Annotated in this window: 27 protein-coding genes and 1 tRNA gene; 15 read left to right on the top strand and 13 right to left on the bottom strand. The window is 63.5% G+C overall.

The features are described from left to right. Positions 1–159: 159 nt before the first annotated feature. The 8 genes from XI06_RS38285 to XI06_RS38320 form a co-directional block, all read right to left on the bottom strand. Positions 160–432, bottom strand: coding sequence for a DUF1150 family protein (locus tag XI06_RS38285; RefSeq protein WP_128948788.1), 273 nt, complete (start codon positions 430–432; stop codon positions 160–162). Between the two features lie 51 nt (positions 433–483). Beyond that, positions 484–909: an Hsp20 family protein gene (locus XI06_RS38290; RefSeq protein WP_212235616.1), complete on the bottom strand. Its 426-nt coding sequence runs from the start codon at positions 907–909 to the stop codon at positions 484–486. 233 nt (positions 910–1,142) lie between these two features. Further along, positions 1,143–2,228 (bottom strand): sn-glycerol-3-phosphate import ATP-binding protein UgpC, encoded by a 1,086-nt coding sequence (locus XI06_RS38295; protein ID WP_271607699.1) that lies wholly within the window; start codon positions 2,226–2,228, stop codon positions 1,143–1,145. 4 nt (positions 2,229–2,232) lie between these two features. Further along, entirely contained in the window at positions 2,233–3,081 is an 849-nt protein-coding gene (ugpE, locus tag XI06_RS38300) for a sn-glycerol-3-phosphate ABC transporter permease UgpE (protein ID WP_271607700.1), read from the bottom strand. Positions 3,082–3,083: 2 nt separating this feature from the next. Continuing rightward, positions 3,084–3,965, bottom strand: coding sequence for a sn-glycerol-3-phosphate ABC transporter permease UgpA (gene ugpA, locus XI06_RS38305; protein WP_237860736.1), 882 nt, complete (start codon positions 3,963–3,965; stop codon positions 3,084–3,086). Between the two features lie 66 nt (positions 3,966–4,031). Continuing rightward, positions 4,032–5,348 (bottom strand): sn-glycerol-3-phosphate ABC transporter substrate-binding protein UgpB, encoded by a 1,317-nt coding sequence (gene ugpB / locus XI06_RS38310; RefSeq protein ID WP_271607701.1) that lies wholly within the window; start codon positions 5,346–5,348, stop codon positions 4,032–4,034. 219 nt (positions 5,349–5,567) lie between these two features. After that, complete coding sequence (locus XI06_RS38315; RefSeq protein ID WP_271607702.1) at positions 5,568–6,770, bottom strand: CaiB/BaiF CoA transferase family protein; 1,203 nt, start codon at positions 6,768–6,770, stop codon at positions 5,568–5,570. A 171-nt stretch (positions 6,771–6,941) separates the two neighbouring features. Next, positions 6,942–7,367, bottom strand: coding sequence for an organic hydroperoxide resistance protein (locus XI06_RS38320; protein WP_237860730.1), 426 nt, complete (start codon positions 7,365–7,367; stop codon positions 6,942–6,944). 158 nt (positions 7,368–7,525) lie between these two features. Here XI06_RS38320 and XI06_RS38325 point away from each other — a divergent pair, with 158 nt between their 5' ends. Continuing rightward, on the top strand, positions 7,526–7,984 hold the full coding sequence (locus tag XI06_RS38325; protein ID WP_237860728.1) for a MarR family winged helix-turn-helix transcriptional regulator: 459 nt from the start codon (positions 7,526–7,528) through the stop codon (positions 7,982–7,984). A 7-nt stretch (positions 7,985–7,991) separates the two neighbouring features. Here the strand turns inward: XI06_RS38325 and XI06_RS38330 are convergent, their stop codons facing one another. The 3 genes from XI06_RS38330 to XI06_RS38340 form a co-directional block, all read right to left on the bottom strand. Next, positions 7,992–8,228 (bottom strand): GIY-YIG nuclease family protein, encoded by a 237-nt coding sequence (locus XI06_RS38330; RefSeq protein ID WP_237860726.1) that lies wholly within the window; start codon positions 8,226–8,228, stop codon positions 7,992–7,994. Between the two features lie 158 nt (positions 8,229–8,386). Beyond that, positions 8,387–8,462: transfer RNA gene (locus XI06_RS38335), tRNA-Ala, on the bottom strand. Positions 8,463–8,552: 90 nt separating this feature from the next. Next, on the bottom strand, positions 8,553–8,960 hold the full coding sequence (locus tag XI06_RS38340) for a TIGR02300 family protein (RefSeq protein WP_128959501.1): 408 nt from the start codon (positions 8,958–8,960) through the stop codon (positions 8,553–8,555). A gap of 160 nt (positions 8,961–9,120) precedes the next feature. On the opposite strand from XI06_RS38340, the gene aroA reads away from it, so the two are divergent. From aroA to trpB, 8 genes are all read left to right on the top strand, one after another. Next, complete coding sequence (gene aroA, locus XI06_RS38345) at positions 9,121–10,458, top strand: 3-phosphoshikimate 1-carboxyvinyltransferase (RefSeq protein ID WP_271607703.1); 1,338 nt, start codon at positions 9,121–9,123, stop codon at positions 10,456–10,458. Next, positions 10,455–11,093, top strand: coding sequence for a (d)CMP kinase (gene cmk / locus XI06_RS38350; protein WP_237860722.1), 639 nt, complete (start codon positions 10,455–10,457; stop codon positions 11,091–11,093). The genes aroA and cmk overlap by 4 nt, the downstream gene beginning before the upstream one ends. Positions 11,094–11,360: 267 nt before the next feature. Beyond that, a complete protein-coding gene (rpsA, locus tag XI06_RS38355; protein ID WP_254127247.1) occupies positions 11,361–13,067 on the top strand; it encodes a 30S ribosomal protein S1 in 1,707 nt (568 codons plus the stop codon). A 190-nt stretch (positions 13,068–13,257) separates the two neighbouring features. Then, positions 13,258–14,238: a signal peptide peptidase SppA gene (gene sppA, locus XI06_RS38360; protein ID WP_271607704.1), complete on the top strand. Its 981-nt coding sequence runs from the start codon at positions 13,258–13,260 to the stop codon at positions 14,236–14,238. Positions 14,239–14,420: 182 nt separating this feature from the next. After that, the gene (locus XI06_RS38365; RefSeq protein WP_007598410.1) at positions 14,421–14,726 is read left to right on the top strand and encodes an integration host factor subunit beta; all 306 of its coding nucleotides are present in this window, start codon (positions 14,421–14,423) and stop codon (positions 14,724–14,726) included. Positions 14,727–14,796: 70 nt separating this feature from the next. Continuing rightward, positions 14,797–15,189 carry a lipopolysaccharide assembly protein LapA domain-containing protein gene (locus XI06_RS38370; protein ID WP_237860718.1) on the top strand — a complete coding sequence of 131 codons (393 nt, stop codon included), beginning with the start codon at positions 14,797–14,799 and terminating at the stop codon, positions 15,187–15,189. A 65-nt stretch (positions 15,190–15,254) separates the two neighbouring features. After that, the gene (locus tag XI06_RS38375) at positions 15,255–15,914 is read left to right on the top strand and encodes a phosphoribosylanthranilate isomerase (protein WP_237860716.1); all 660 of its coding nucleotides are present in this window, start codon (positions 15,255–15,257) and stop codon (positions 15,912–15,914) included. Further along, positions 15,911–17,128 (top strand): tryptophan synthase subunit beta, encoded by a 1,218-nt coding sequence (gene trpB, locus XI06_RS38380; RefSeq protein WP_237860715.1) that lies wholly within the window; start codon positions 15,911–15,913, stop codon positions 17,126–17,128. Before XI06_RS38375 ends, trpB begins: the two co-directional genes overlap by 4 nt. 79 nt (positions 17,129–17,207) lie before the next feature. Here the strand turns inward: trpB and XI06_RS38385 are convergent, their stop codons facing one another. Further along, the gene (locus tag XI06_RS38385) at positions 17,208–17,552 is read right to left on the bottom strand and encodes an endonuclease domain-containing protein (RefSeq protein WP_237860713.1); all 345 of its coding nucleotides are present in this window, start codon (positions 17,550–17,552) and stop codon (positions 17,208–17,210) included. A 72-nt stretch (positions 17,553–17,624) separates the two neighbouring features. Between XI06_RS38385 and trpA the strand changes: the two genes are divergently transcribed. The 6 genes from trpA to XI06_RS38415 all read left to right on the top strand — a co-directional run bounded on the left by trpA (position 17,625) and on the right by XI06_RS38415 (position 22,605). After that, the gene (trpA, locus tag XI06_RS38390; protein ID WP_237860711.1) at positions 17,625–18,461 is read left to right on the top strand and encodes a tryptophan synthase subunit alpha; all 837 of its coding nucleotides are present in this window, start codon (positions 17,625–17,627) and stop codon (positions 18,459–18,461) included. Positions 18,462–18,571: 110 nt separating this feature from the next. Continuing rightward, complete coding sequence (gene accD / locus XI06_RS38395; RefSeq protein ID WP_237860709.1) at positions 18,572–19,513, top strand: acetyl-CoA carboxylase, carboxyltransferase subunit beta; 942 nt, start codon at positions 18,572–18,574, stop codon at positions 19,511–19,513. After that, positions 19,510–20,853, top strand: a complete 1,344-nt coding sequence (locus XI06_RS38400) for a bifunctional folylpolyglutamate synthase/dihydrofolate synthase (RefSeq protein WP_237860706.1) — start codon at positions 19,510–19,512, stop codon at positions 20,851–20,853. Before accD ends, XI06_RS38400 begins: the two co-directional genes overlap by 4 nt. Positions 20,854–20,886: 33 nt before the next feature. After that, positions 20,887–21,627, top strand: coding sequence for a metallophosphoesterase family protein (locus tag XI06_RS38405; RefSeq protein WP_271607705.1), 741 nt, complete (start codon positions 20,887–20,889; stop codon positions 21,625–21,627). 79 nt (positions 21,628–21,706) lie between these two features. After that, positions 21,707–22,132 (top strand): SRPBCC family protein, encoded by a 426-nt coding sequence (locus XI06_RS38410; protein ID WP_237860703.1) that lies wholly within the window; start codon positions 21,707–21,709, stop codon positions 22,130–22,132. After that, positions 22,129–22,605 (top strand): MarR family winged helix-turn-helix transcriptional regulator, encoded by a 477-nt coding sequence (locus tag XI06_RS38415; protein ID WP_237860701.1) that lies wholly within the window; start codon positions 22,129–22,131, stop codon positions 22,603–22,605. The genes XI06_RS38410 and XI06_RS38415 overlap by 4 nt, the downstream gene beginning before the upstream one ends. Before the next feature lie 53 nt (positions 22,606–22,658). Here the strand turns inward: XI06_RS38415 and trxA are convergent, their stop codons facing one another. Beyond that, positions 22,659–22,979: a thioredoxin gene (gene trxA / locus XI06_RS38420; protein ID WP_007598398.1), complete on the bottom strand. Its 321-nt coding sequence runs from the start codon at positions 22,977–22,979 to the stop codon at positions 22,659–22,661. Positions 22,980–23,014 lie beyond the last annotated feature (35 nt).

Consider the following 23,014-nt stretch of genomic DNA (forward strand, 5'->3'; position numbering starts at 1 on the left):
CGCGCGCATGAGCCGAGGCCGCCCCCGCGTGCGGGCAGGGACATCGCCGAATTCCCGTTGGCTCGCGATAGCGATGCGAAAACATCACCTCAAAATGGAAACGGGCACGCCTTCGTGCGAAGGCATGCCCGCTAAAACTCTAGTCGCGCGAAGCGCGTGTCAGTGCACGCTGACGGCTTGCAGCTCGTTGCTCCAGGCGTTGGCGACCGCGGCTTCGCGGCTGTCGGTCAGCATGATCGGCGTGCCGTCGGCGGCGTGGAGCGCGAACAGCTTGAGGCCGGGCGCGATCTTCGGGGCTTCGGGGAACAGGCCGGGCACATCCTCGGAGCGGATCTGCTTCACATAGGCGATATGGCCTTCGCCGAGGTTTGCCAGCGTCTCGGGTGAGACGTTCTTGGCTTCGTATTCGAACGCAACGTGACCTTCACTCATGGTCTCGACTCCTCTCTCGAAACTAAGCGGTCGAGTCCGCTACTCGTTCCATTATTCGTGCTCATTGATAGCGATTGTCTTAACGATCCTCTCCGGTTCAGGCCGGGCCAGGTCGATCGACAACAACCCGTTCTTCAGATCCGCACCCAGCACCAGCATCCCCTCCGCCAGCACGAAGGTGCGCTGGAAGTGGCGCGCGGCGATGCCGCGATGGATGTATTGCCGGGTCTTGTCGTCCTGCTGCCGGCCGCGAATGACGAGCTGGTTTTCCTCAATGGTTACATCGAGTTGGTCGCGGGTGAAGCCGGCGACCGCCAGCGTGATGCGCAGACGCTCGGGCTGGTTGTCCGCGCCGCCGCACCTCTCGATATTGTAGGGAGGATAACCGTCGGCGCCTTTGACGACGCGATCGAGCACGCGCTCGATCTCGTCGAAGCCCAGAAGGAACGGACTGGAAAGCGTGGGAACACGAGACATAGTTTACAAAGTCCTCTCGAAGCGACTTTGGTGTTTCGGGGCCCGATCAAGGCACCCCTTGGTCAGCAATATGGGCATATCCCCGTGTGGGTTCAAGCACGTAGCAGGGGGTGTGGATTCACTGCTTGCGACGTCGGGGCGCGATGTGGATTTTTCGGGCGATTTATCCCAATGAAAACAGACCGCCTTCTACTGTGCATGGGGTTGTTTTCGCCGATCGGGGCTGGAACCGATCAGATCTCGATCCGCTTCCGTCCGTCGCCGCTGAAAAGATGCAGCTTGTTGCGGACTGCGGCGACACGGATCTTCTGGCCGATGGCCGGCGCTTCGGTTCCGGGGATGCGCACGATCACCTCGCCGGGCGGCAACTCGCCCGGATTTGTCGCGACGCCCTGCTGATCCTGCGCACGCGATCCGTAAACGAAGGTTTCTGCACCGACGCGCTCGATCGCGTCGATCGTCAGCGACAGTGCAACACCGCCCGATGGCGTCTGGTCGGTGATGGCGAGATCTTCCGGCCGGATGCCGAGGATGCCGGCTTCGCCGGCGCTGCCGCCGAGCTGCGGTTTGATCTCGTCCTGGCGTGTCGACATCAGATTCATCGGCGGCGCACCGATGAAGGAGGCGACGAAAGTCGTCGCCGGCTTCTCGTAGATCGCGAGCGGATTGCCGACCTGCTCGACCTGGCCGCCATTCATCACCACGAGAATGTCGGCGAGCGTCATCGCTTCGAGCTGGTCGTGGGTGACATAGATCGAGGTGACGTTGAGCCGGCGCTGCAATTTGCGAATCTCGACGCGCATCGAGATGCGCAGCTTGGCGTCGAGGTTGGACAGCGGCTCGTCGAACAGGAACACCTTCGGCTGGCGCACGATGGCGCGGCCCATGGCGACGCGCTGGCGCTGGCCGCCGGAGAGCTGCCCTGGCTTGCGGGTGAGCATCGTCCCCAGTTCGAGGATGCGTGCGGCCTCCTCGACGCGGGTCTTGATCTCGGCTTCCTTCATGCCACGGTTGCGCAGGCCGTAGGCCATGTTGTTGAACACGCTCATATGCGGATAGAGCGCGTAGTTCTGGAACACCATCGCGATGTCGCGGTCGGCCGGCTCGACCTGGTTCACGACACGGCCGCCGATGTTGATCTCGCCCGAGGTTATGGTTTCGAGCCCCGCTACCATTCTGAGCAGGGTCGACTTGCCGCAGCCCGAAGGACCGACCAGCACGCAGAACTGCCCGTCGGCCACATCGACATCGACGCCTTTGATGGCCTCGAAGCCGTTGGGATAGGCCTTGCGGACGTTGCGCAGCGTAACATTGGCCATGGGCCTATTTCTCCGTCTCGATCAGGCCCTTGACGAACAGGCGTTGCAGCAGCACGACGACCGCCACCGGCGGCAGCATCGCGAGCACCGCGGTGGCCATCGCGACCGACCATTCGGTGAGTGCGTCCTTCACATCGATGATCTTCTTGATGCCGATCACGATGGTCTGCATATCGTCGCGCGTCGTGATCAGGAGTGGCCAGAGATACTGATTCCAGCCGTAAATGAAGAGGATCACGAACAGCGCGGCGATGTTGGTCACCGAGAGCGGCAGCAGCGTATCGAAGAAGAAGCGGATCGGACCTGCTCCATCCATCTTCGAGGCCTCGACCAGCTCCTTCGGCACCGTCATGAAGAACTGCCGGAACAGCAGCGTCGCGGTTGCCGACGCGATCAGAGGCAGGATCAGGCCGGAATAGGAATCCAGCATGTGCAGGTCGGACGTGATCTTGTAGGTCGGGAAGATTCGCACTTCGACCGGCAGCATGAGCGTGATGAAGATGGTCCAGAACGTCGCCATCCTGAAGGGAAAGTTGAAGAACACGATGGCGTAGGCCGATATGATCGAGATCGCGATCTTTCCGAGCGCAATACCAACCGCCATGATCAAGCTCGACAGCAACATGCTGCCCACCGGCTCGCGCGTCGTCTTGCCGGTGCCGGACATGATTGTGTTCCAGTAGGTCTCCAGCCCGTGGCCGCCCGGATAGAGCGGCATCTGGCCGTTGGCGATGACGGAATTGTCGTGGGTGGAGGCGATGATCGCGAGATAGACCGGGAAAGCGACCACGATCACGCCGGCGATCAGCACCAGGTGCGGCAACAGATTTCCAAATCGTCGATGCTCGACCATTGTCAGTAATGGACCTTCTTTTCGACGTAGCGGAATTGGACCGCGGTCAACGCGACGACGATGATCATCAGGATCACGGATTGCGCGGCCGAGCCGCCGAGGTCCGAGCCGGCCTTGCCGTCCAGGAAAACCTTGTAGACGAGCGTTGAGGTGGAGCCGTTCGGGCCGCCTTCGGTTGCGGTGTCGATGATGCCGAGCGTGTTGAAGAAGGCGTAAGTGATATTGACGACGATCAGGAAGAACGTCGTCGGCGACAGCAGCGGAAAGACGATGGTCCAGAACCGCCGCATTGGCCTCGCGCCGTCGATCGCAGCGGCCTCGATCACACTCTTCGGGATTGACTGCAGGCCGGCGAGAAAGAACAGGAAATTGTAGCTGATCTGGTTCCAGACGGCGACGATGACAATCAGGATCATGGCATGATTGCCGTTGAGCACTGGATTCCAATCGATGCCGTTACGCTGCAAAGCGCGCGCGATCATGCCGAGCCCGGGCTGAAACATGAAGATGAATAGCACGCTCGCCACCGCAGGCGCGACCGCGTAGGGAATGATCAGGAAGGTGCGATAGATCTGCACGCCAGCGATGTTGCGGTTCGCCATGACAGCGAGCAGCAGGCCGATCGCAAGCGAGAAGAACACGACGAGCAGCGAGAAAAAGAAGGTCGTGCCGATCGCGTGATAGTATTCGGGAGTCTTCAGCAGGTTGACGTAGTTCTCGAACCAGACGAACTCGGTCGAGAGCCCGAAGGCATCCTGCACCAGGAACGATTGCCAGAGCGCCTGCGCAGCCGGCCAATAGAAGAAGATCAGGGAGACCGCAAGCTGCGGAAATACCAGGAGGCAGGCGAGCAGCCTGCCTGGAAAGATCGCCCGGTTCTCCATGAAGCCCCCGCCTCACTCGCTGAGAGTCGTGGCTGCGGACCATCCACAGCCACGACTGATGAGGTCCTACTTGGTCGCGGTCCGCTCGAACTGACGCAGCATCTGGTTGCCGCGCGAGACGGCAGCGTCGAGCGCATCCTTGGCAGACTTCTTGCCGGCGAGTGCAGCCTCGATCTCCTCGGACCAGACGTCGCGCATCTGCACCATTCCGCCGAAACGCAGGCCGCGCGAGTTCTCGGTCGGCGGCTTGTTGGTGAGCTCCTTCAACGGCACTTCCAGGATCGGGTTCTTCTCATAGAAGCCCGACGCCTTGGTCTTGTCGTAGGCCGCCTTGGTGATCGGCAGATAGCCGGAGACCTCGTGCAGATAAACCTGACGATCCGTGTCGGACAGGAAAGTGAAGAACTTCGCGATGCCCTTGTATTCCTCGCTCGATTTGCCGCCCATCACCCACAGCGAGGCGCCACCGATAATGGAGTTCTGGGGTGCATCCTTGGCATCCGGGAAATACGGCATCGGAACGGCCGTATAGTTGAACTTCGCGTTCGCCTTGACGTTCGGATAGAAGGCCGACGACGTCATGTAGAGCGCGCATTCGCCTGAAGTGAAGCGGCCTTCGCCGGTATTGGTGCGACCGGAATAGTCGTAGCTCTTGTCTTTCTGAAGCTCGACGAGATTTTCAAGCAGCTTGGTCTCGAGCGGGTTGTTGAAGTTCAGCACGGTGTCGAAGCCGTCAAGGCCGTTGGCCTTGGTGCCGATCGGAATGTTGTGCCAGGCCGAGAACTGCTCGATCAGGCCCCATGTGATCCAGCTCGAGGAGAAGCCGCAGGTCGGGCTCGTTGCGTGCAGCTTCTTGGCGTCGGCGAACACCTCGGGCCAGGTCTTCGGCGGCGCGTCGATGCCGGCCTTCTTCAGTGCGTCGAGATTGGCCCACATCACCATGCTCGACGAGTTGAACGGGAACGAGAGCATCTCGCCCTTTGCGGTCGAGTAGTAACCTGTGATGGCCGGCAGATAGGACTGCGGGTCGAACTTCTCGCCTTGCTCCTTCATGAGGTCGGAGACCGGCTTGATGGCGCCCTTGGCGGCCATCATGGTCGCAGTGCCGACCTCGAACACCTGCATGATGCCCGGTGCGTTGCCGGCGCGGAACGCTGCGATGCCGGCATTCAGTGTGTCGGCATAGCTGCCCTTGAAGGTCGGAACGATCTTGTAGTCGCTCTGCGATGCGTTGAAATCGTTGGCGAGCTTGACCACGACGTCGTTGTTGGGGCCGGTCATCGCGTGCCACCACTGGATTTCAGTCACGGCCAGCGCCGGCGAAGCCGTCATGCCGACAGCGACTGCAACAGTGGCAGCCGCCCCAAAGAATCGAAGAGCCATCAAGAAACCTCCCTCAGCCGTCAATAATGAAGCGCTTGCGCTAGCAGCGCCATATGACGTTCACATGACTGTGTAAGCGGCCGAAACGAAAGCGGCAAGCGCTGGAAAAGGGAAGCCATCAAATAGGCGAACGCGCCGCGCGCAGCCACAGCCGTTCGCGGTGCACACCGATGCCCGCGCCGCACTGCGGCATCATAGCGCCAGAGGAGGTCAGGGGCCCTAGCGCTTGCGCTCGGGCCCGCAGACCACGCCGCTCTCGACCATCGCGTCGATCTCCGACTTTGAGTAGCCGAACTCGCCCAGCACCTCCTGGGAATGCTGGCTGAACTTCGGCGGCAGCCGGCGCAGGCTCGGCTTGCTGCGGTCGAGCCGGATCGGCGAGGCCACGCCCTTGTACCAGTCCTTCTCGATGACATCGCCGCGCGCGATAGTGTGCGGATTGGTCAGCGCCTGGTCGATCTTCTGCACGGGGCCCGCGGGCAGGCCCGCAGCGAGCAGGCGATTGCACAGCGGCTCGGCCTCGTGCTGGCTGAACACCGCGGCGAGCTCGGCGCGCAGCGCCTCGCGGTTGGCGATGCGGTCCTTGTTGCGGACAAAGCGCGGATCGGTCCCGAGCTCGGGCTTGCCGATTTCCTTGGCGAGCTTGCGGAAGGTGCCGTCATTGCCGACGCCGATGAAGATGTCGTCGGTCTTGGTCGAGAAGATCGCGTACGGCACGAGGTTCGGGTGCTCGTTGCCGGTGAGACCGGGCGGCTTGCCATGCATGAAATAATTCGCGGTGTGCGGATGCATGATGGCGAGGCCGGTTTCGTACAGCGTCGTCTCCAGGAACTGGCCCTTGCCTGAGCGTTGCCGTTCGGAGAGCGCCATCAGGATGCCGATCGCGGCGTAAAGGCCGGTGGTGATGTCGACCAGCGGCACGCCGATCCGCATCGGGCCGCTCTCGGGCGACCCCGTCGCGGCGATCATGCCGGTCATGGCCTGGATGATGGCGTCATAGCCGGGATTGCCGCCGCGCGGGCCGTCGGCGCCGAAGCCGCAGATCCGGCAATGCACGAGGCGCGGAAATCTTTGGGCTAGCACATCGTTGCCGATGCCCCATTTCTCCAGCGTGCCCGGCTTGAAATTCTCGATCAGGACGTCGGCCGTCTCCAGCATCTTGAGCAGCACGACGCGGCCGCCTTCGGACGCGAGGTCGAGTCCGATCGAGCGCTTGTTTCTGTTGATGCCGATGAAATAGGCCGCGTCGTCGTCGTGGAAGGGAGGACCCCAGTCGCGCACCTCGTCGCCGGCGGGCGGCTCGACCTTGATCACGTCGGCGCCGTGGTCGGCGAGGATCTGGGTGCAGTAGGGACCGCCGAGTACGCGCGTGAGATCGATGACGCGCAGCCCGCTCATTGCGCCCAAAACGGCTTCAGTCATGCCTTCGCTTCCCTGTGTCGATATTGATCACAGGCCTAGCGAGGTTCGAACGCGCCAGCAATGGCTTGTCGCGTGGGGGCGTATGCGTCGCGGCGCAATCCCGCGGCGTGGGAAATCTCGCGGTAACGGCCGGCCCGAGGGGGATCCCGGGCCAGCCAATTCACCGTCGGGTCAGACGACCGTCAGGCGAACGTCGACATTGCCGCGCGTCGCGTTGGAGTACGGGCACACCTGGTGCGCCTTCTCGACCAGCGCCTCGGCGTCCGCGCGGGACAGGCCCGGCAGCGAGACGGCCAGGTCGATGTCGAGACCGAAGCCGCCGGCCGCGCGTGGGCCGATGCCGACAGTCGAGGTCACGGAGGCATCAGCGGGAACCTTCGGGCCGCCCTGCGAGGCCACGAACTTCATCGCGCCGATGAAGCAGGCGGCATAGCCGGCCGCAAACAGCTGCTCGGGGTTGTTGCCGGCGCCGCCGCCACCGCCGAGCTCCTTCGGCGTGGTGAGCTTGACGTCGAGTGCGCCGTCGAGGGTCGCAGCATGGCCGTCGCGGCCGCCGGTGGCTTTTGCGCTGGTCTTGTAGAGGACGTTCACGGACATTTTCGTCTCCTCAGGGGGACTTCGGGTTGGGGTGCGATCTGTATTGCAAACAATTAGATTGCGTGCAATTGAAATTGGCGTGCCTCACATTTAATTGTTCGCAATTGAATGTGGGCCCGCCCGGTCCCACAATGCGGGTCAGTCTCGAGAGATTCTCTATGGCCCGGAAATCAGCGACCCTCGATCCGCAACGCCTCGACAACCAGATCTGCTTCGCGGTCTATTCTGCCGCGCACGCCTTCAATCGCGTCTACAAGCCGCTGCTCGACCGGCTCGGCCTGACCTATCCGCAATATCTGGTGATGCTGGTGCTGTGGGAGCGCGACGATGTGCCGGTGAAGGACATCGGCGAGAAGCTGTTTCTTGATTCAGGCACGCTGACGCCGCTGCTGAAGCGGCTGGAGGCCGCCCATCTGGTCAAGCGCACGCGAAGCAGTGAGGACGAGCGTCGGGTGCTGATCGCGCTGACCCCGCAGGGCCATGCGTTGAAGGACAAGGCGCGCAGCGTGCCGCAGTCGATCCTGGCGGCCTCGGACTGCTCGGTGTCGGAGCTGGTCGCGATGAAGGACGAGATCGTCGCGCTGAGGGATCGGTTGAATGCGGTGATTGGGGAGTAGGGACAAGTCAGAGGCGCTTCTTGGCGAAGGCGCGGCCGGACGCTGACTTCAGGCACTTCTCGAATGCGAAGGCCTGCTTCTCATTGCTGAACGCAAGGTAGGTCTCAATGCGCCATGGCCCGTACTTTGATGTGTGGGGCACCTCGCCGGCATTATGTTTTGTCAGACGAGCACGCAGGTCGTCGGTGATTCCGACATAGCAGTGGAGGGAATCAAGACTCTCAAGGATGTAGACGTATTTCACGGCACGCTCCCCAGCTGTCGAGGGAGAGCTTACACCCGCTTTCGATCCGCTGAAGCCCGGCTTCGCCCTCCGGGCTACGCCGCGGCAGCCTTCGCTAGCTTCGCTACGATAGAGCGGAGTTGGCTTGCCGAGCCGAAGCTCGCGAAGCGAGCGAAGGCTGGTGGAGCCAGGCGGGATCGAACCGCCGACCTCTTGCATGCCATGCAAGCGCTCTCCCAGCTGAGCTATGGCCCCTTAACCTTGGGATGATCCTGGGGGATCACTCCCGACCGGCGAGCCTTTCGACTCGCGCGGTGCACCCTTTTTCACAGATCAGGACTGATCTCAAGTCTCTTCATCACCTCCGACATCGCCAATGATGTCGGTCACGTCCTCATCGCCCTCTTCTTCGTCGGCAATGAAGGTCGAATCATCGTCATCGTCGTCGTCGAGGGTCTCGTCGACCTCGATATCGTCCTCGGATTCGGGAACGACGGCCTTGACCTTGCCGGTGTTCTCCTCGGCATCAGCCTCCTCCAGCGAGACCTCCTCGACCTCCGCCGGCTCCGGCGCGGTATCGGCGGCTGCTGCGTGACGGGCTTCGGCGCCGCGAGGCATCCGGGCCGGCGCCACAGGCGCGATCGGCACAACTTCGCCGGTATAGGGCGAGATCACCGGATTCTTGTTGAGGTCGTAGAACTTCTTGCCCGTGGTCGGGCAAATACGTTTGGTTCCGAGTTCGGACTTGGCCACGGCAGAGGAATCCTGGGAATGTCTGAAAAGCGGTGCTTCACTTGGCTAGTTGGCGGCCCGCTGTCAATAGCGCATTACGAGAGAAAGACATGCTCGTGACGGCGGGGAGACCATGTGGTAGGTGCCCGCCAGCCTCCGAGGCGCATCCAAGGACACAATCTTGACCCATTCCGACAAGCCGACACCCCTGAAGTCGAGCTCAAGCGGTCCCCTGACCGGAAAAGTACGGGTGCCCGGGGACAAGTCGATCTCCCACCGCGCCCTCATCCTGGGCGCGCTGGCGGTCGGCGAGACCCGCATTACGGGCCTGCTCGAGGGCGAGGACGTCCTCAACACCGCCAAGTCGATGCAGGCCCTCGGCGCCAAGGTCGAGCGCACCGGCGATTTCGCCTGGAAGGTGAACGGCGTGGGTGTCGGCGGCTTCGCCCAGCCCAAGGCGGCGCTGGATTTCGGCAATTCCGGTACCGGCTGCCGGCTGGTCATGGGCGCCGTCGCCGGTTGCCCGATTTCAGCGATTTTCGACGGCGATGCCTCGCTGCGCAGTCGCCCGATGCGCCGGATCCTCGATCCGCTCGAAAAGATGGGCGCCAAGGTCGTCTCTGGCGGCGAGGGCGGCCGCCTGCCGCTGACCATCCAGGGCGCGCGCGATCCGCTGCCGATCACCTACAAGACCCCGGTCGCCTCGGCCCAGATCAAATCGGCGGTGCTGCTGGCGGGCCTCGCCGCGCCGGGCATCACCACCGTGATCGAGAGCGAGGCCAGCCGCGACCACACCGAGCTGATGCTGAAGCATTTTGGCGCCGACATCACCTCGGTCGCCGAGGGGGCTCACGGCCGCCGCATCACGCTGGTTGGACAGCCCGAACTGCATGGCGCGACCGTCATCGTGCCCGCTGATCCCTCGTCAGCCGCCTTTCCGATCGTCGCGGCATTGATTGTCGAAGGCTCGGACATCGTTCTTTCCGATGTCATGACCAATCCGCTGCGCACCGGCCTGTTCACGACGCTGCGCGAAATGGGCGCCTCCATCGAGGAAAGCGAAGTGCGCGGCGATGCCGGCGAGCCGATGGCGCGCTTGCGCGTGCGTGCCTCAAAGCTGCGCGGCGTCGAGGTGCCGCCGGAGCGCGCGCCTTCGATGATCGATGAATATCTGGTGCTGGCAGTGGCAGCGTCGTTTGCCGAAGGCACCACGATCATGCGGGGCCTGCAGGAGCTGCGCGTCAAGGAATCCGACCGGCTCGAGGCCACGGCGGCGATGCTCCGCGTCAACGGCGTGAAGGTCACCATCTCCGGCGACGATCTGATCGTCGAGGGTCGCGGCCATGTCCCCGGCGGCGGTACTGTTGCCACCCATATGGACCACCGCATCGCGATGTCCGCGCTGGTGATGGGCTGCGCCTCCGACCAGCCGGTGACTGTCGACGACACCGCCTTCATTGCCACAAGTTTCCCTGACTTCATTCCGATGATGCGTTCCCTTGGGGCCGAGTTTTCATGATTATCGCCATCGACGGACCCGCGGCTTCGGGCAAGGGCACGCTGGGCAAGCGCCTTGCCCATCACTATGGCTACCGTCATCTCGATACCGGCGTGATCTATCGCGCCGTCGCCTACGCCCTGATGGAGTCCGGCCATGATCTCAGGGACGAGACCGCGGCGGTGCAGGCCGCCCTGGAACTCGATCCGGAAAGGTTCGGCAATCCCGCCCTGAAGACCCAGAAGGCGGGCGAGGGCGCGTCCATCGTCTCGGCCATCCCGAGGGTTCGCGAGGTCCTGGTCAACTTCCAGCGGCAATTCGCCGCCGATCCGCCCGGCGCGGTGCTGGACGGACGGGACATCGGAACCGTGATCTGCCCCGATGCCGACGTGAAGATCTTCGTCGTGGCCGACCCCAGGGTCCGGGCCCGCCGCCGCACCATGGAGGCGCGGGCGCGGGGCGAGGAGGCAGACGAGGCGGCCGTGCTGGCCGACATCATCCAGCGCGACGAACGGGACAAGAACCGGCCGATTGCGCCCTTAAAACCGGCCGCAGATGCTTACTTGCTTGATAACTCCCAACTGGATATAGAAGGCGGCGTCCGGGCCGCCATCGACATTATCGAGGCCGTCCGAGCGGGCCGTTCGCGGGGTTAAGCCGCGGATGTCATTGGAGGAAGCGCCCGCTCCCGCTCTTTGAGGTCGATACTCTCGGTCCCTGCTCTGGGACCGACGCGATCCAGGCTCCGGACACAAGATTTCCACGTATCGAACGTGCGGGCCCAGCCGGCCCGCTTCCGCTGTTCTGGTCTTTGGACCGGAGCAACGAGCGGTCGCTCGAAGGTTTTGTGGACCTTCCGACACTGCGCGTCCGATACGCCCAAAAACCCAACGGCCGGCAAGACATCCGCAACTGGAGAACAAATGGCTTCAACTTCCGCTGATACCTATAGCCCGTCGCGTGACGATTTCGCCGCGATGCTCGACGAGTCCTTCGCAGGTGGCAATCTGCAGGAGAGCTCGGTCGTCAAGGGCAAGGTTGTTGCAATTGAAAAGGACATGGCCGTCATCGACGTCGGCCTGAAGACCGAGGGCCGCGTGGCCCTGCGCGAATTTTCCGGCCCCGGCCGTGAGAGCGAGATCAAGGTTGGCGACGAGGTCGAGGTGTTCCTCGATCGCATCGAGAACGCCCTCGGCGAAGCCGTGCTGTCGCGCGACAAGGCGCGCCGCGAAGAGAGCTGGGGCAAGCTCGAGAAGGCGTTCCAGAACAACGAGAAGGTCACGGGCGTCATCTTCAACCAGGTCAAGGGCGGCTTCACCGTCGACCTCGACGGTGCCGTTGCCTTCCTGCCGCGTTCGCAGGTCGACATCCGTCCGATCCGCGACGTTGCGCCGCTGATGAACAACGCGCAGCCGTTCCAGATCCTCAAGATGGACCGCCGCCGCGGCAACATCGTCGTCTCCCGCCGCACGGTTCTCGAAGAGACCCGCGCCGAGCAGCGTCAGGAGCTGGTGCAGAACCTCGAAGAGGGTCAGGTCATTGACGGCGTCGTCAAGAACATCACCGATTACGGTGCGTTCGTTGACCTCGGCGGCATCGACGGCCTGCTGCACGTCACCGACATCGCGTGGCGCCGCGTCAACCACCCGACCGAGGTGCTCTCGATCGGCCAGACCGTGAAGGTCAAGATCATCAAGATCAACCACGAGACGCACCGCATCTCGCTGGGCATGAAGCAGCTGCTGGACGATCCGTGGCAGGGCATCGAAGCCAAGTACCCGCTGGGTGCCCGCTTCACCGGCCGTGTCACCAACATCACCGACTACGGTGCGTTCGTCGAGCTCGAGCCGGGCATCGAAGGCCTGATCCACGTCTCCGAGATGTCGTGGACCAAGAAGAACATGCACCCCGGCAAGATCGTGTCGACCTCGCAGGAAGTCGACGTGCAGGTGCTGGAAGTCGATTCCGTCAAGCGCCGCATTTCGCTCGGCCTCAAGCAGACCATGCGCAACCCCTGGGAGGTCTTCGTCGAAGGTCACCCGACCGGTTCGGTGGTCGAGGGCGAAGTCAAGAACAAGACCGAGTTCGGTCTGTTCCTGGGCCTCGAGGGCGACGTCGACGGCATGGTCCATCTCTCCGACCTCGACTGGAAGCTTCCGGGCGAGCAGGTGATCGACAACTACAAGAAGGGCGACATGGTCAAGGCCGTGGTGCTCGATGTGGACGTCGAGAAGGAGCGTATCTCGCTCGGCATCAAGCAGCTCGAAGGCGACCCCTTCGCCGAGCCGGGCGATGTCAAGAAGGGCGCGGTCGTGACCTGCGAAGTGCTCGAAGTGAAGGAAAGCGGTATCGAGGTGAAGATCGCCGGTACCGACTTCTCGACCTTCATCAAGCGCTCGGAGCTCGCGCGTGACCGCAACGACCAGCGTGCCGAACGCTTCGCCGTCGGCGAGAAGGTCGATGCCCGCGTGATCCAGTTCGACAAGAAGGCCCGCAAGGTCCAGGTGTCGATCAAGGCGCTCGAAGTCGCCGAAGAGAAGGAAGCCATCGCGCAGTACGGCTCCTCGGATTCGGGTGCGACGCTCGGCGACATCCTGGGCACCGCGCTCAAGAACCGCGACAGCAAGTAAGCGAAACGCTGATTTCGCTGACATCGAAGCCCCGGCGCAAGCCGGGGCTTTTTTGTTGCCCGCTCCATCCGGGCTACGCAGCCAGAGGCCTTGTTTTCTTCAAATTGCGCCGCAATTGATGTATCCAGACAAGCTGATGGTCACGTCGTGACGGCACAACGTCAGCGGCCTTTCATTTGGAGATATCTCGATGTCGCTCGATTCGGACATCATCGTCGATCGCCGCAGGATCCGCCGCAAGCTGACGTTCTGGCGCGTGATGGCCGCTTTGATCGCGATCGCTGCGATCGCGGGCTTTGCGCTGATCGCAACGCCCGGCGCGCGCGGCAGCTTCGTCTCCGCAGGCTCAATCGCACGTGTGGAGATCGATGGCCTGATCCGCAGCGATTCCGAGCGCACGCACGCGCTGGAGCGGCTGGAGAATTCGCAGGCCGCCGCCGTGATCGTTCACATCAATTCGCCCGGCGGCACCACCGCCGGCTCCGAGCAGCTCTATGATTCCTTGACGCGTCTGAAGGCGAAGAAGCCGCTGGTCGTCGTGGTCGAAGGCCTTGCGGCCTCCGGCGGCTACATCACCGCGATCGCAAGCGATCACATCATCGCCCAGCAGAGCTCGCTGGTCGGCTCGATCGGCGTGCTGTTCCAGTTTCCGAACTTCTCGGAGCTGCTGAAGACCGTCGGCGTCAAGGTCGAGGAGGTCAAGTCCACGCCTCTCAAGGCTGCGCCCAACGGTTTTGAGCCGACCAGCCCGGAAGCGCGCGCCGCGCTGGATGCGCTGGTGAAGGATTCCTATGCCTGGTTCAAGGATCTGGTGAAGCAGCGCCGTGGCATGGATGACACGCAGCTCGAAAAAGTCGTCGATGGCCGCGTCTTCACCGGCCGCCAGGCGATCGATCTCAAGCTGATCGATCAGCTCGGCGACGAGAAGACTGCGGTCGCCTGGCTCGAGGAGCAGAAGGGCGTCAAGAAGGGTCTTTCGGTGCGCGATTACAAGCTCGAGCCCCGCTTCGGCGACCTGACGTTCCTCAAGACGGCGGCCTCAGTAACGCTGGAAGCGCTTGGATTCAGCGCGATTGCGCATCAGATCGAGCAAATTGGCCTGGCGCAGGCGGTCGACCGTGCCGGATTGGATGGAATGCTGGCCCTGTGGCAACCGGCTGCGTCGAATTGACCTGAAACTGAAGGAACAACGCGAGTTCCGGACCTTTTTCCCGTCAGGCGGGTAGCCTTGCAGCCCGCTTTTTCGGCAAATGTCACGCATTTTCACGACGCTCAACCTTCATTTAGCGTCTTGACAGATCAAGGCATTTTCACGGAAATGGTCATCCGCACGCTTCCGGGTCCTATCTCTCGATGATCAAATCCGAACTTGTTCAGCGTATCGCCGAGCACAACCCGCATCTGTACCAGCGGGATGTCGAGAACATTGTGAATGCGATTCTCGAAGAGATCGTAGCGGCACTCGCACGCGGTGACCGCGTCGAGCTGCGCGGCTTCGGCGCTTTCTCGGTCAAGCATCGCCCCGCCCGCGCCGGCCGCAATCCGCGCACCGGCGCCCATGTCCCCGTCGATCAGAAGAGCGTTCCGTTCTTCAAGACCGGCAAGGAAATGCGTGAGCGGCTCAACCGCGACCATCCGGATCCGGGCGCGCCCGATTAAGTTTGTCGTCCGGGCTTAGCCGAACCGCCGTTCGATGCGGCGGCAGGTGATTCAAGGCGAGCGACACCCGATGCGAAAATTTCTGACCTGGCTGTTCGTGACTCCGCTGGTCCTGATCTTGGTGACCTTTGCGGCTGCCAACCGGCATGACGTCACCGTCTCCTTCGATCCATTCATGGCGAAGGATCCGGCGCTGTCGCGCGACATTCCGTTGTTCCTGCTGCTGATCCTGACGGCCGCGCTGGGTGTCGTGGTCGGCGGCTGCGCGGTCTGGTTCGGCCAGCGGCACTGGCGCCGCGCCGCACGCCGGCATGAGGCGGATGCCCGGGCCGCGAGGGGCGAATTGGCCGGGCTGCAGGCCCAGGCGGCCGCGTCGAAGCCGGGGGCCCAGCGCCTCCCCGTTCCCTCTGGGGTAGGCCTTTACGGGGCCATCGGGCGAGACAAGCAGCGCGCGACGTTGTAGAAGCGGCCCCAACTGAAAAGCCCGTTTCCCGGCCGCCACTTGCGGCCTCAATTTGCTTTGAGACCATGTCCCTGCTCGTCAAAATCTGCGGCCTGTCCACGCGCGAGACGCTTCAAACGGCGCTCGACGCGGGCGCCGACATGGTGGGGTTCGTGTTCTTTCCGCCCTCGCCGCGGCACGTTTCGCTGGAGACGGGGCGCGAGCTCGGCCGGCAGGTGAAAAGCCGCGCGCTCAAGGTGGCGCTGACCGTCGATGCCGACGATGCCACGCTCGACAACATCATGGATGCGCTGTCGCCTGATATCTTCCAGCTCCACGGCCATGAGAGCGTGGCGCGCTTGCGCGACATCAAACAGAAGTTCGGCCGCCCGGTGATGAAGGCGGTGCCGGTCGCGACCGCAGCCGATCTCGCCGTGCTGCCCGGCTATGCCGCAGTCGCCGACCGCATCCTGTTCGACGCCCGTGCCCCGAAGGATGCGACCCGGCCCGGCGGCCTCGGTGCCCCCTTCGACTGGCACTTGTTGGAAAACCTGGAGCTTGATCTGCCGTATATGGTTTCGGGCGGCCTCCATACTCAAAACCTCGCGGAAGCCCTCCGCGTCACCCGCGCCGGCGGCGTCGACGTGTCCTCCGGTGTCGAGAGCACTCCCGGTGTGAAAGACCCGGAGCTGATCAAGGCCTTCATTCGCGCCGCGCGCGCCACTCAAGAGTTGAGCGTTCGATGAACATCGCCAAACCAAATTCCTATCGCAGCGGACCCGACGAGCGCGGCCATTTCGGCATTTTCGGCGGACGCTTCGTCGCCGAAACCCTGATGCCGCTGATCCTCGACCTGGAGAAGGCCTACACCGCGGCCAAAGCCGATCCGGCCTTCCAGGCCGAGATGAACGGCTACCTCAAGAACTATGTCGGCCGGCCCTCGCCGCTGTATTTCGCCGAGCGCCTCACCGAACATCTCGGCGGTGCCAAGATCTACCTCAAGCGCGAAGAGCTCAACCACACCGGCTCGCACAAGGTGAACAATGTGCTCGGCCAGATCATGCTGGCGCGGCGCATGGGCAAGAAGCGCATCATCGCCGAGACCGGCGCCGGCCAGCACGGTGTCGCCACCGCGACGCTGTGCGCGCGCTTTGGCCTGGAATGCGTGGTCTATATGGGCGCCGTCGACGTCGAGCGGCAACAGCCCAACGTGATCCGCATGGAGATGCTGGGCGCAAAGGTGATGCCGGTCCAGTCCGGAACGCGCACGCTGAAGGATGCGATGAACGAGGCGCTGCGCGACTGGGTCACCAACGTGCACAACACCTTCTATTGCATCGGCACGGTCGCGGGCCCGCATCCCTATCCGATGCTGGTGCGCGACTTCCAGTCGATCATCGGCAACGAGACGAAAGCGCAAATGCAGGAGGTCGAAGGACGCCTGCCGGATTCGCTGGTCGCCTGCATCGGCGGCGGCTCGAACGCGATGGGCCTGTTCCATCCCTTCCTCGACGATCCCTCTGTCGAAATCTTCGGCGTCGAAGCCGCGGGCCACGGGCTCACGCAATTGCATGCGGCCTCGATCGCGGGCGGCCGTCCCGGCGTGCTCCATGGCAATCGCACTTATTTGCTGATGGATGCCGACGGCCAGATCCAGGACGCGCATTCGATCTCGGCCGGCCTCGACTATCCCGGCATCGGCCCCGAGCATTCCTGGCTGCACGAGATCGGCCGCGTCAATTATCTCTCCGCGACCGATGACGAGGCGCTCGCCGCGTTCCAGCTGCTCTCCAAGCTCGAAGGCATCATTCCCGCGCTCGAGCCCGCGCACGCCATCGCCAAGGTGATGGAGCTCGCGCCGAAGCGGCCCAAAGACCACCTGATGGTCGTCAATCTCTCCGGCCGCGGCGACAAGGACGTCCCGCAGGTCGGCGACATCCTGAAGGGCAAGAGCAAGTGAGGCGCGTGTCGCACTCTCTTCACCTCTCCCCGTCGGGGAGAGGTCGGCTGCGAAGCAGCCGGGTGAGGGGTCTCTCCACTCACTCGAACCTCAATGAGGTTTCGATCAGTTCAAGCACGCCCTCAATATTCTCGTACACGTCCGTGTTCGAGACTCGGAGGACGAGGAAACCGCAGGCTTCAAGGACTTCGGTTCTGGCCTTGTCTCGTTCGATCTCGGTCGGGCTGGAATGCGTGACGCCGTCAACTTCGATGATGAGCTTTCCATCCAGCGTCACGAAGTCGACGACGTATCGATCAACAGGATGCTGGCGGCGAAACTTCCAACGGGCAAGCTGCCGGTTGCGCAGCGCCTGCCAAAGCTTTGCTTCGGCACTTGTCTGCGACTCGCGGAGCCTTCGTGCTCTCGACTTGAACCTCTCCATCCCCCTCACCCGGCTGCTTCGCAGCCGACCTCTCCCCGGAGGGGAGAGGTATAGCACAGCGGCCGCCGAATCATGACCACGCGTATCGACACCCGTTTCGCCGAGCTGAAGAAGCAGGGCCGCTCGGCCTTCGTCACCTATGTGATGGCCGGCGATCCCGATCTCACGACGTCGCTCGAGATCGTCAAGGCGCTGCCGAAGGCAGGCGCCGACGTCATCGAGCTCGGCATTCCCTTCACCGATCCGATGGCGGATGGTCCCTCGATTCAGGCGGCCGGTCTGCGCGCGCTCAAGGGTGGCACGACCTTGAAGAAGACGCTGGAGCTGGTGCGCGGCTTCCGCAAGGACGACAACATCACGCCTTTGGTGCTGATGGGCTATTACAATCCGATCTACATCTACGGCGTCGACAAGTTTCTGGCTGATGCCAAGACGTCAGGCGTCGACGGCCTGATCATCGTCGATCTGCCGCCGGAGGAAGACGACGAGCTCTGCATTCCCGCGCTGAAGGCGGGCCTGAATTTCATTCGCCTGGCGACGCCGACCACCGACGACAAGCGCCTGCCTGCGGTACTCACGAACACGTCGGGCTTTGTCTATTACGTCTCCATCGCCGGCATCACCGGTGCGGCGGCGGCGGATGCGAATGCCGTCGGCCAAGCAGTCGCGCGCATCAAGCGGCATACCGCGCTGCCGATCTGCGTCGGCTTCGGCATCCGCACGCCGGAGGCGGCGCGCGCCATTGCCGAGAAGGCCGATGGTTCGGTGGTCGGCACCGCGCTGGTCGACGCGCTCAAGAACAGTCTCGATTCCGAGGGCCGCGCGACCGCCAAAACCGTTAACGCCGTGGCTGAGCTCGCCGCCGCCCTGGCCCAGGGCGTCAAGGGCGCCAAGCAGGCGGCCGAATAGGCCTTAATTCCGCTTTCCAAGCGGGCGACACGGCAGCTTGCCGGGCAAAGGCCCGGCCGCCATATATCTCGTCAGGCGATCCCCTGCGGGCTCGCACATCGGAGCAAACCATGAACTGGCTTACCAATGTGGTCCGGCCGAAGATCCGCAACATGCTGCGGCGGGAGACGCCGGAGAATCTCTGGATCAAGTGCCCGGATTCCGGACAGCTCGTGTTTTACAAGGACGTCGAGGCCAACCAGTTCGTCATTCCCGGCTCGAACTACCACATGCGCATGGGCGCGGTGGCGCGGCTGAAGTCGATCTTCGACAATGAGACCTGGTTCGACGTCGCTCTGCCTGACGTCACGCCGGATCCGCTCAAGTTTCGCGATGAGAAGAAGTACGTCGACCGCATCAAGGATGCGCGGGCGCGCACCAATCTGAATGACGCGATCAAGGTCGGCTACGGCAAGCTCGAAGGCGCCGGCGTCGTCGTCGCCGTGCAGGATTTCGATTTCATGGGCGGCTCGCTCGGCATGGCCGCGGGCGAAGCCATCGTGCGCGGGCTCGAGCTCGCGGTCGAGAAGAAGTCGCCCTTCATCGTGTTCGCCGCATCCGGCGGCGCGCGCATGCAGGAAGGCATCTTGTCGCTGATGCAGATGCCGCGCACCACGGTTGCGGTGCAGATGCTGCGCGAAGCCAAGCTGCCCTATATCGTCGTGCTGACCAATCCGACCACCGGCGGCGTCACCGCATCTTATGCGATGCTCGGCGACGTGCAGATCGCCGAGCCCGGCGCACTGATCGGCTTTGCCGGCGCGCGCGTGATCGAGCAGACCATCCGCGAAAAGCTGCCGGAAGGTTTCCAGCGCGCCGAATATCTGAAGGAGCACGGCATGGTCGACATGGTCGTGCATCGCCACGAGCTGCGACCGACGCTGGCGCGGCTGTGCCGCCTGCTGACCAAGGCGCCGGCGCAGGAGAACGCGTCCAAGCCGACGCAGCCCGTCGTCAGCCCGGCGCAGATCGTATCGGCCGCCGAGACAGCGCCAGCTGCGCCCCACGCGTGAACGCGTCCCCCGACAGCGCGAAGGCGTCGCTCGATGCGTTGATCGGGCGGCTGTCGGCCCTGCATCAGAAGCGCATCGATCTCGGGCTCGAGCGGATGCATCGCCTGCTCGAGCGGCTTGGCCACCCCGAACGCAAGCTGCCGCCGGTGATCCATGTCGCCGGCACCAACGGCAAGGGCTCGACGGTGGCATATCTGCGCGCCACGCTGGAGGCAGCGGGCCTGCGGGTCCATGCCTATACCTCGCCCTATCTCGTCCGCATCAACGAATGCTTCCGCCTTGGTCGCGTCGGCGGCGGCGTGCTCGTCTCCGACGATGAATTGCGCGCAGCGCTGGAACAGGTCGAGCTCGTCAATGCGGGCGAGCCCGCGACGGTCTTCGAGCTGAAGACCGCGGCCGCATTCCTGTTGTTCGCGCAAAATCCTGCCGATGCGGTGCTGCTCGAAGTCGGCCTCGGCGGCCGGCTCGATTCGACCAATGTGGTCGATACGCCCGCGGCCTGCGTGATCACGCCTGTCAGCATGGACCACATGGATTTCCTCGGCAACACGCTGGGCTCGATTGCCGCCGAGAAGGCCGCGATCATCAAGCGCGGCGTGCCGGTGATTTGCGCCGAGCAGGCGGGCGAGGCGATGGCCGTGATCGAGGCGCAGGCCAAGCAGATGCGGGCGCCGCTGTTCGCCGCGAACGAGAGCTGGCACGTCAATGTGGAGCATGGCCGCCTGGTCTATTCCGACGAGCGCGGCCTGATGGATCTCGCCGCGCCGCGCCTGTTCGGCCGCCATCAGTTCGACAATGCCGGCCTTGCCATTGCGACGCTGCGTGCGATCCAGACCTTCAGGGTCAACCAGGCGGCATTCGAGGCCGGCATCGTCGGTGCTGAATGGCCGGCGCGGATGCAGCGCCTCACCTCGGGCGAGCTGCTCGCTCTCGGACCGCAGGGCAGCGAGATCTGGCTTGATGGCGGGCACAATGCCGAGGGCGGTCGCGTCGCCGCCGCCGCGCTCGGCGATCTCGAGGAACGTGTGTCGCGGCCGCTGGTCGTCATCGCAGGCATGATGGCCAACAAGGACGCGAAGGCGTTTCTGGCCAATTTCGCCGGCCTCACCCGTCACATCATCGCGGTGCCGATTCCCGACACCGAGAATGCGATGCCGGTCGATCGCCTCGCGGACGCCGTCCGCAGCCTCGGCATGCGTGTCGAGATCGCGCCCGGCACGCAGGCCGCGCTGCGTTCGCTGTCGAAGCTCGCCTACGAGGTGCCGCCGCGCATCCTGATCACGGGCTCGCTCTATCTCGCCGGTCACGTGCTCGGCCTCAACGGCACGCCTCCTGCATAGATGTCTTGTCTTCGATAAGAGATTGGGAGCGCGATGCGTTTTGCCGCGATTGCCGACGTCCACGGAAACTACCTCGCGCTGGAAGCGGTGCTCGCTGACATCCACGCGTTTGGGATCACCGACATCGTCAATCTCGGCGACATGCTGAGCGGCCCGCTCGATGCGCGCCGTACCATCGAGATCCTGATGCCAATCGACGCCGTGCATGTGCTCGGCAATCACGACCGCTATCTGCTCGACCGTCCCCCGGAAAAGATGGGCTCGTGGGACCGTCCTGCGCACGCGCAGCTCAACACGGCGCAGCTTGATTGGCTCCAAGCGCAGCCGATGACGCGCGTGTTTCGGGATCAGGTCTTCCTCTGCCACGCCACCCCCGAGGATGATGAAATCTACTGGCTCGACACCGTCCATCCCGACGGTATCGTCGCGCTGTCGCCGCTCGATCGCATCGAGCAGTTCGCGCAAGGAATCACGCAGTCGCTGATCCTCTGCGGCCACACCCATCTTGCCCGCGCCGTACGGCTTCGCGACAACAGGCTGATCGTCAATCCTGGCAGCGTCGGCAGCCCCGGCTATCGCGACAAGCATCCGTTCCCGCACGTCGTCGAAGCCGGCACGCCGCACGCGCGTTACGCGATCCTCGAATTCATTGATGGTGCCTGGCAGGTGACCTTTCGCCAGATCGCCTACGACCATGAAGCGATGGCCGCACTCGCCCGCCGCAACAATCAGCCGGAGTTGGCGAACGCACTGGCGACGGGGTGGATCAAGTAGACGGCTTCATCGGGTCATGGGGTTGACTCAGATAGTATGCGCGCTTATTATAAGCGTACATACTGAGGGAGGTCATTCCATGAGCGACGAAGCAACCTGGCAGACGGAATACGCGATCGAGACGACGGCCTCTCCTGAGGCGATCTGGAGCATCTTTCGCAATGTCTCCGGCTGGAAAAACTGGAATGCAGGCATCGAGCAGATCGACATCGACGGGCCGTTTGCATCAGGCACCTGGTTCACCATGAAGCCGCCCGGCGAGGAGGCGCTGCGCTCGCAACTGATCGACGTGCGCGAGAATGTCTGCTTTGTCGATGAAACGCGGGTGGGCGATCTCACCATCCTCGTCGCCCATCGCATCGAGCCGCTTGGCCCGGCGCGGACGCGTATCGTTTACGCGGTCGACGCCCGCGGGCCGCAGGCCGCCGAGATCGGCCCGGCCGTTTCCGCCGATTTCCCCGAGGTGCTCGCGAGCCTGTCCAAACTGGCCGGAGGAGCGCAATGACGAAGCCGCCGCTTCCGACACGTCTGTCAGGCCCCGCCGAAAGCCCGGGCTTCCTGCTCTGGAAGATCTCGAACGCGTGGCAGCGGCGGCAGCGAGCGGCGCTTCAGCCCTACGAGCTCACCCATTCGCAATTCGTGCTGCTGGCAACGGCGACGTGGTTCGCCACGTCCGAGACGCTGACCCAGGCGCGGCTCGCACAACTTTGCGGCGTCGATCCAATGACCACGTCGCAGGTGCTGCGGGCGCTGGAAGCGGCGCAGCTGATCCAGCGGGTCGATCATCCCGAGGATCCGCGCGCCAAGGCCATTTCGGTCACCAAGGCGGGTCGTGATCTTGCCCGCAAGGCGGTCGTGGCGGTCGAGGAGGCCGACGCTGCGTTCTTTGCGCCACTGGGCTCCGATACCAAGCGGCTGGTTGCGATGTTTCAGGCGCTCATCGAAGGCAATGAGCGCACTGAGGCAGATAGCAAATAAAACGGCCGACGAAGCGCCGGCCGTTGTGGAAAATCATCGCGCTGCGACGTGGATCAGACCGCGGAGGTGATCCACTGCTGCAGTTTCGCCTTCGGCGCAGCGCCGACCTGGCGGGAGGCCATCTCGCCGCCCTTGAAGATCATCAGGGTCGGGATCGACATCACGCCATACTTCGACGCGGTCTTCGGGCTTTCGTCGACGTTGAGCTTCACGATCTTGACCTTGTCACCCATCGCGCCGGCGATCTCGTCGAGGGCGGGTGCGATCATGCGGCAGGGGCCGCACCACTCGGCCCAGAAATCGACGACGACGGGGCCGTTCGCCTTGAGCACTTCGGCTTCGAAATCGGTATCGGAAACCTTGCCAACGGCCATTGGAGTACCTCACTCGGTTGAAAGAGAATCGGCGC

The organism is Bradyrhizobium sp. CCBAU 11434, assembly GCF_028128895.1.
GTDB lineage: Bacteria > Pseudomonadota > Alphaproteobacteria > Rhizobiales > Xanthobacteraceae > Bradyrhizobium > Bradyrhizobium zhengyangense.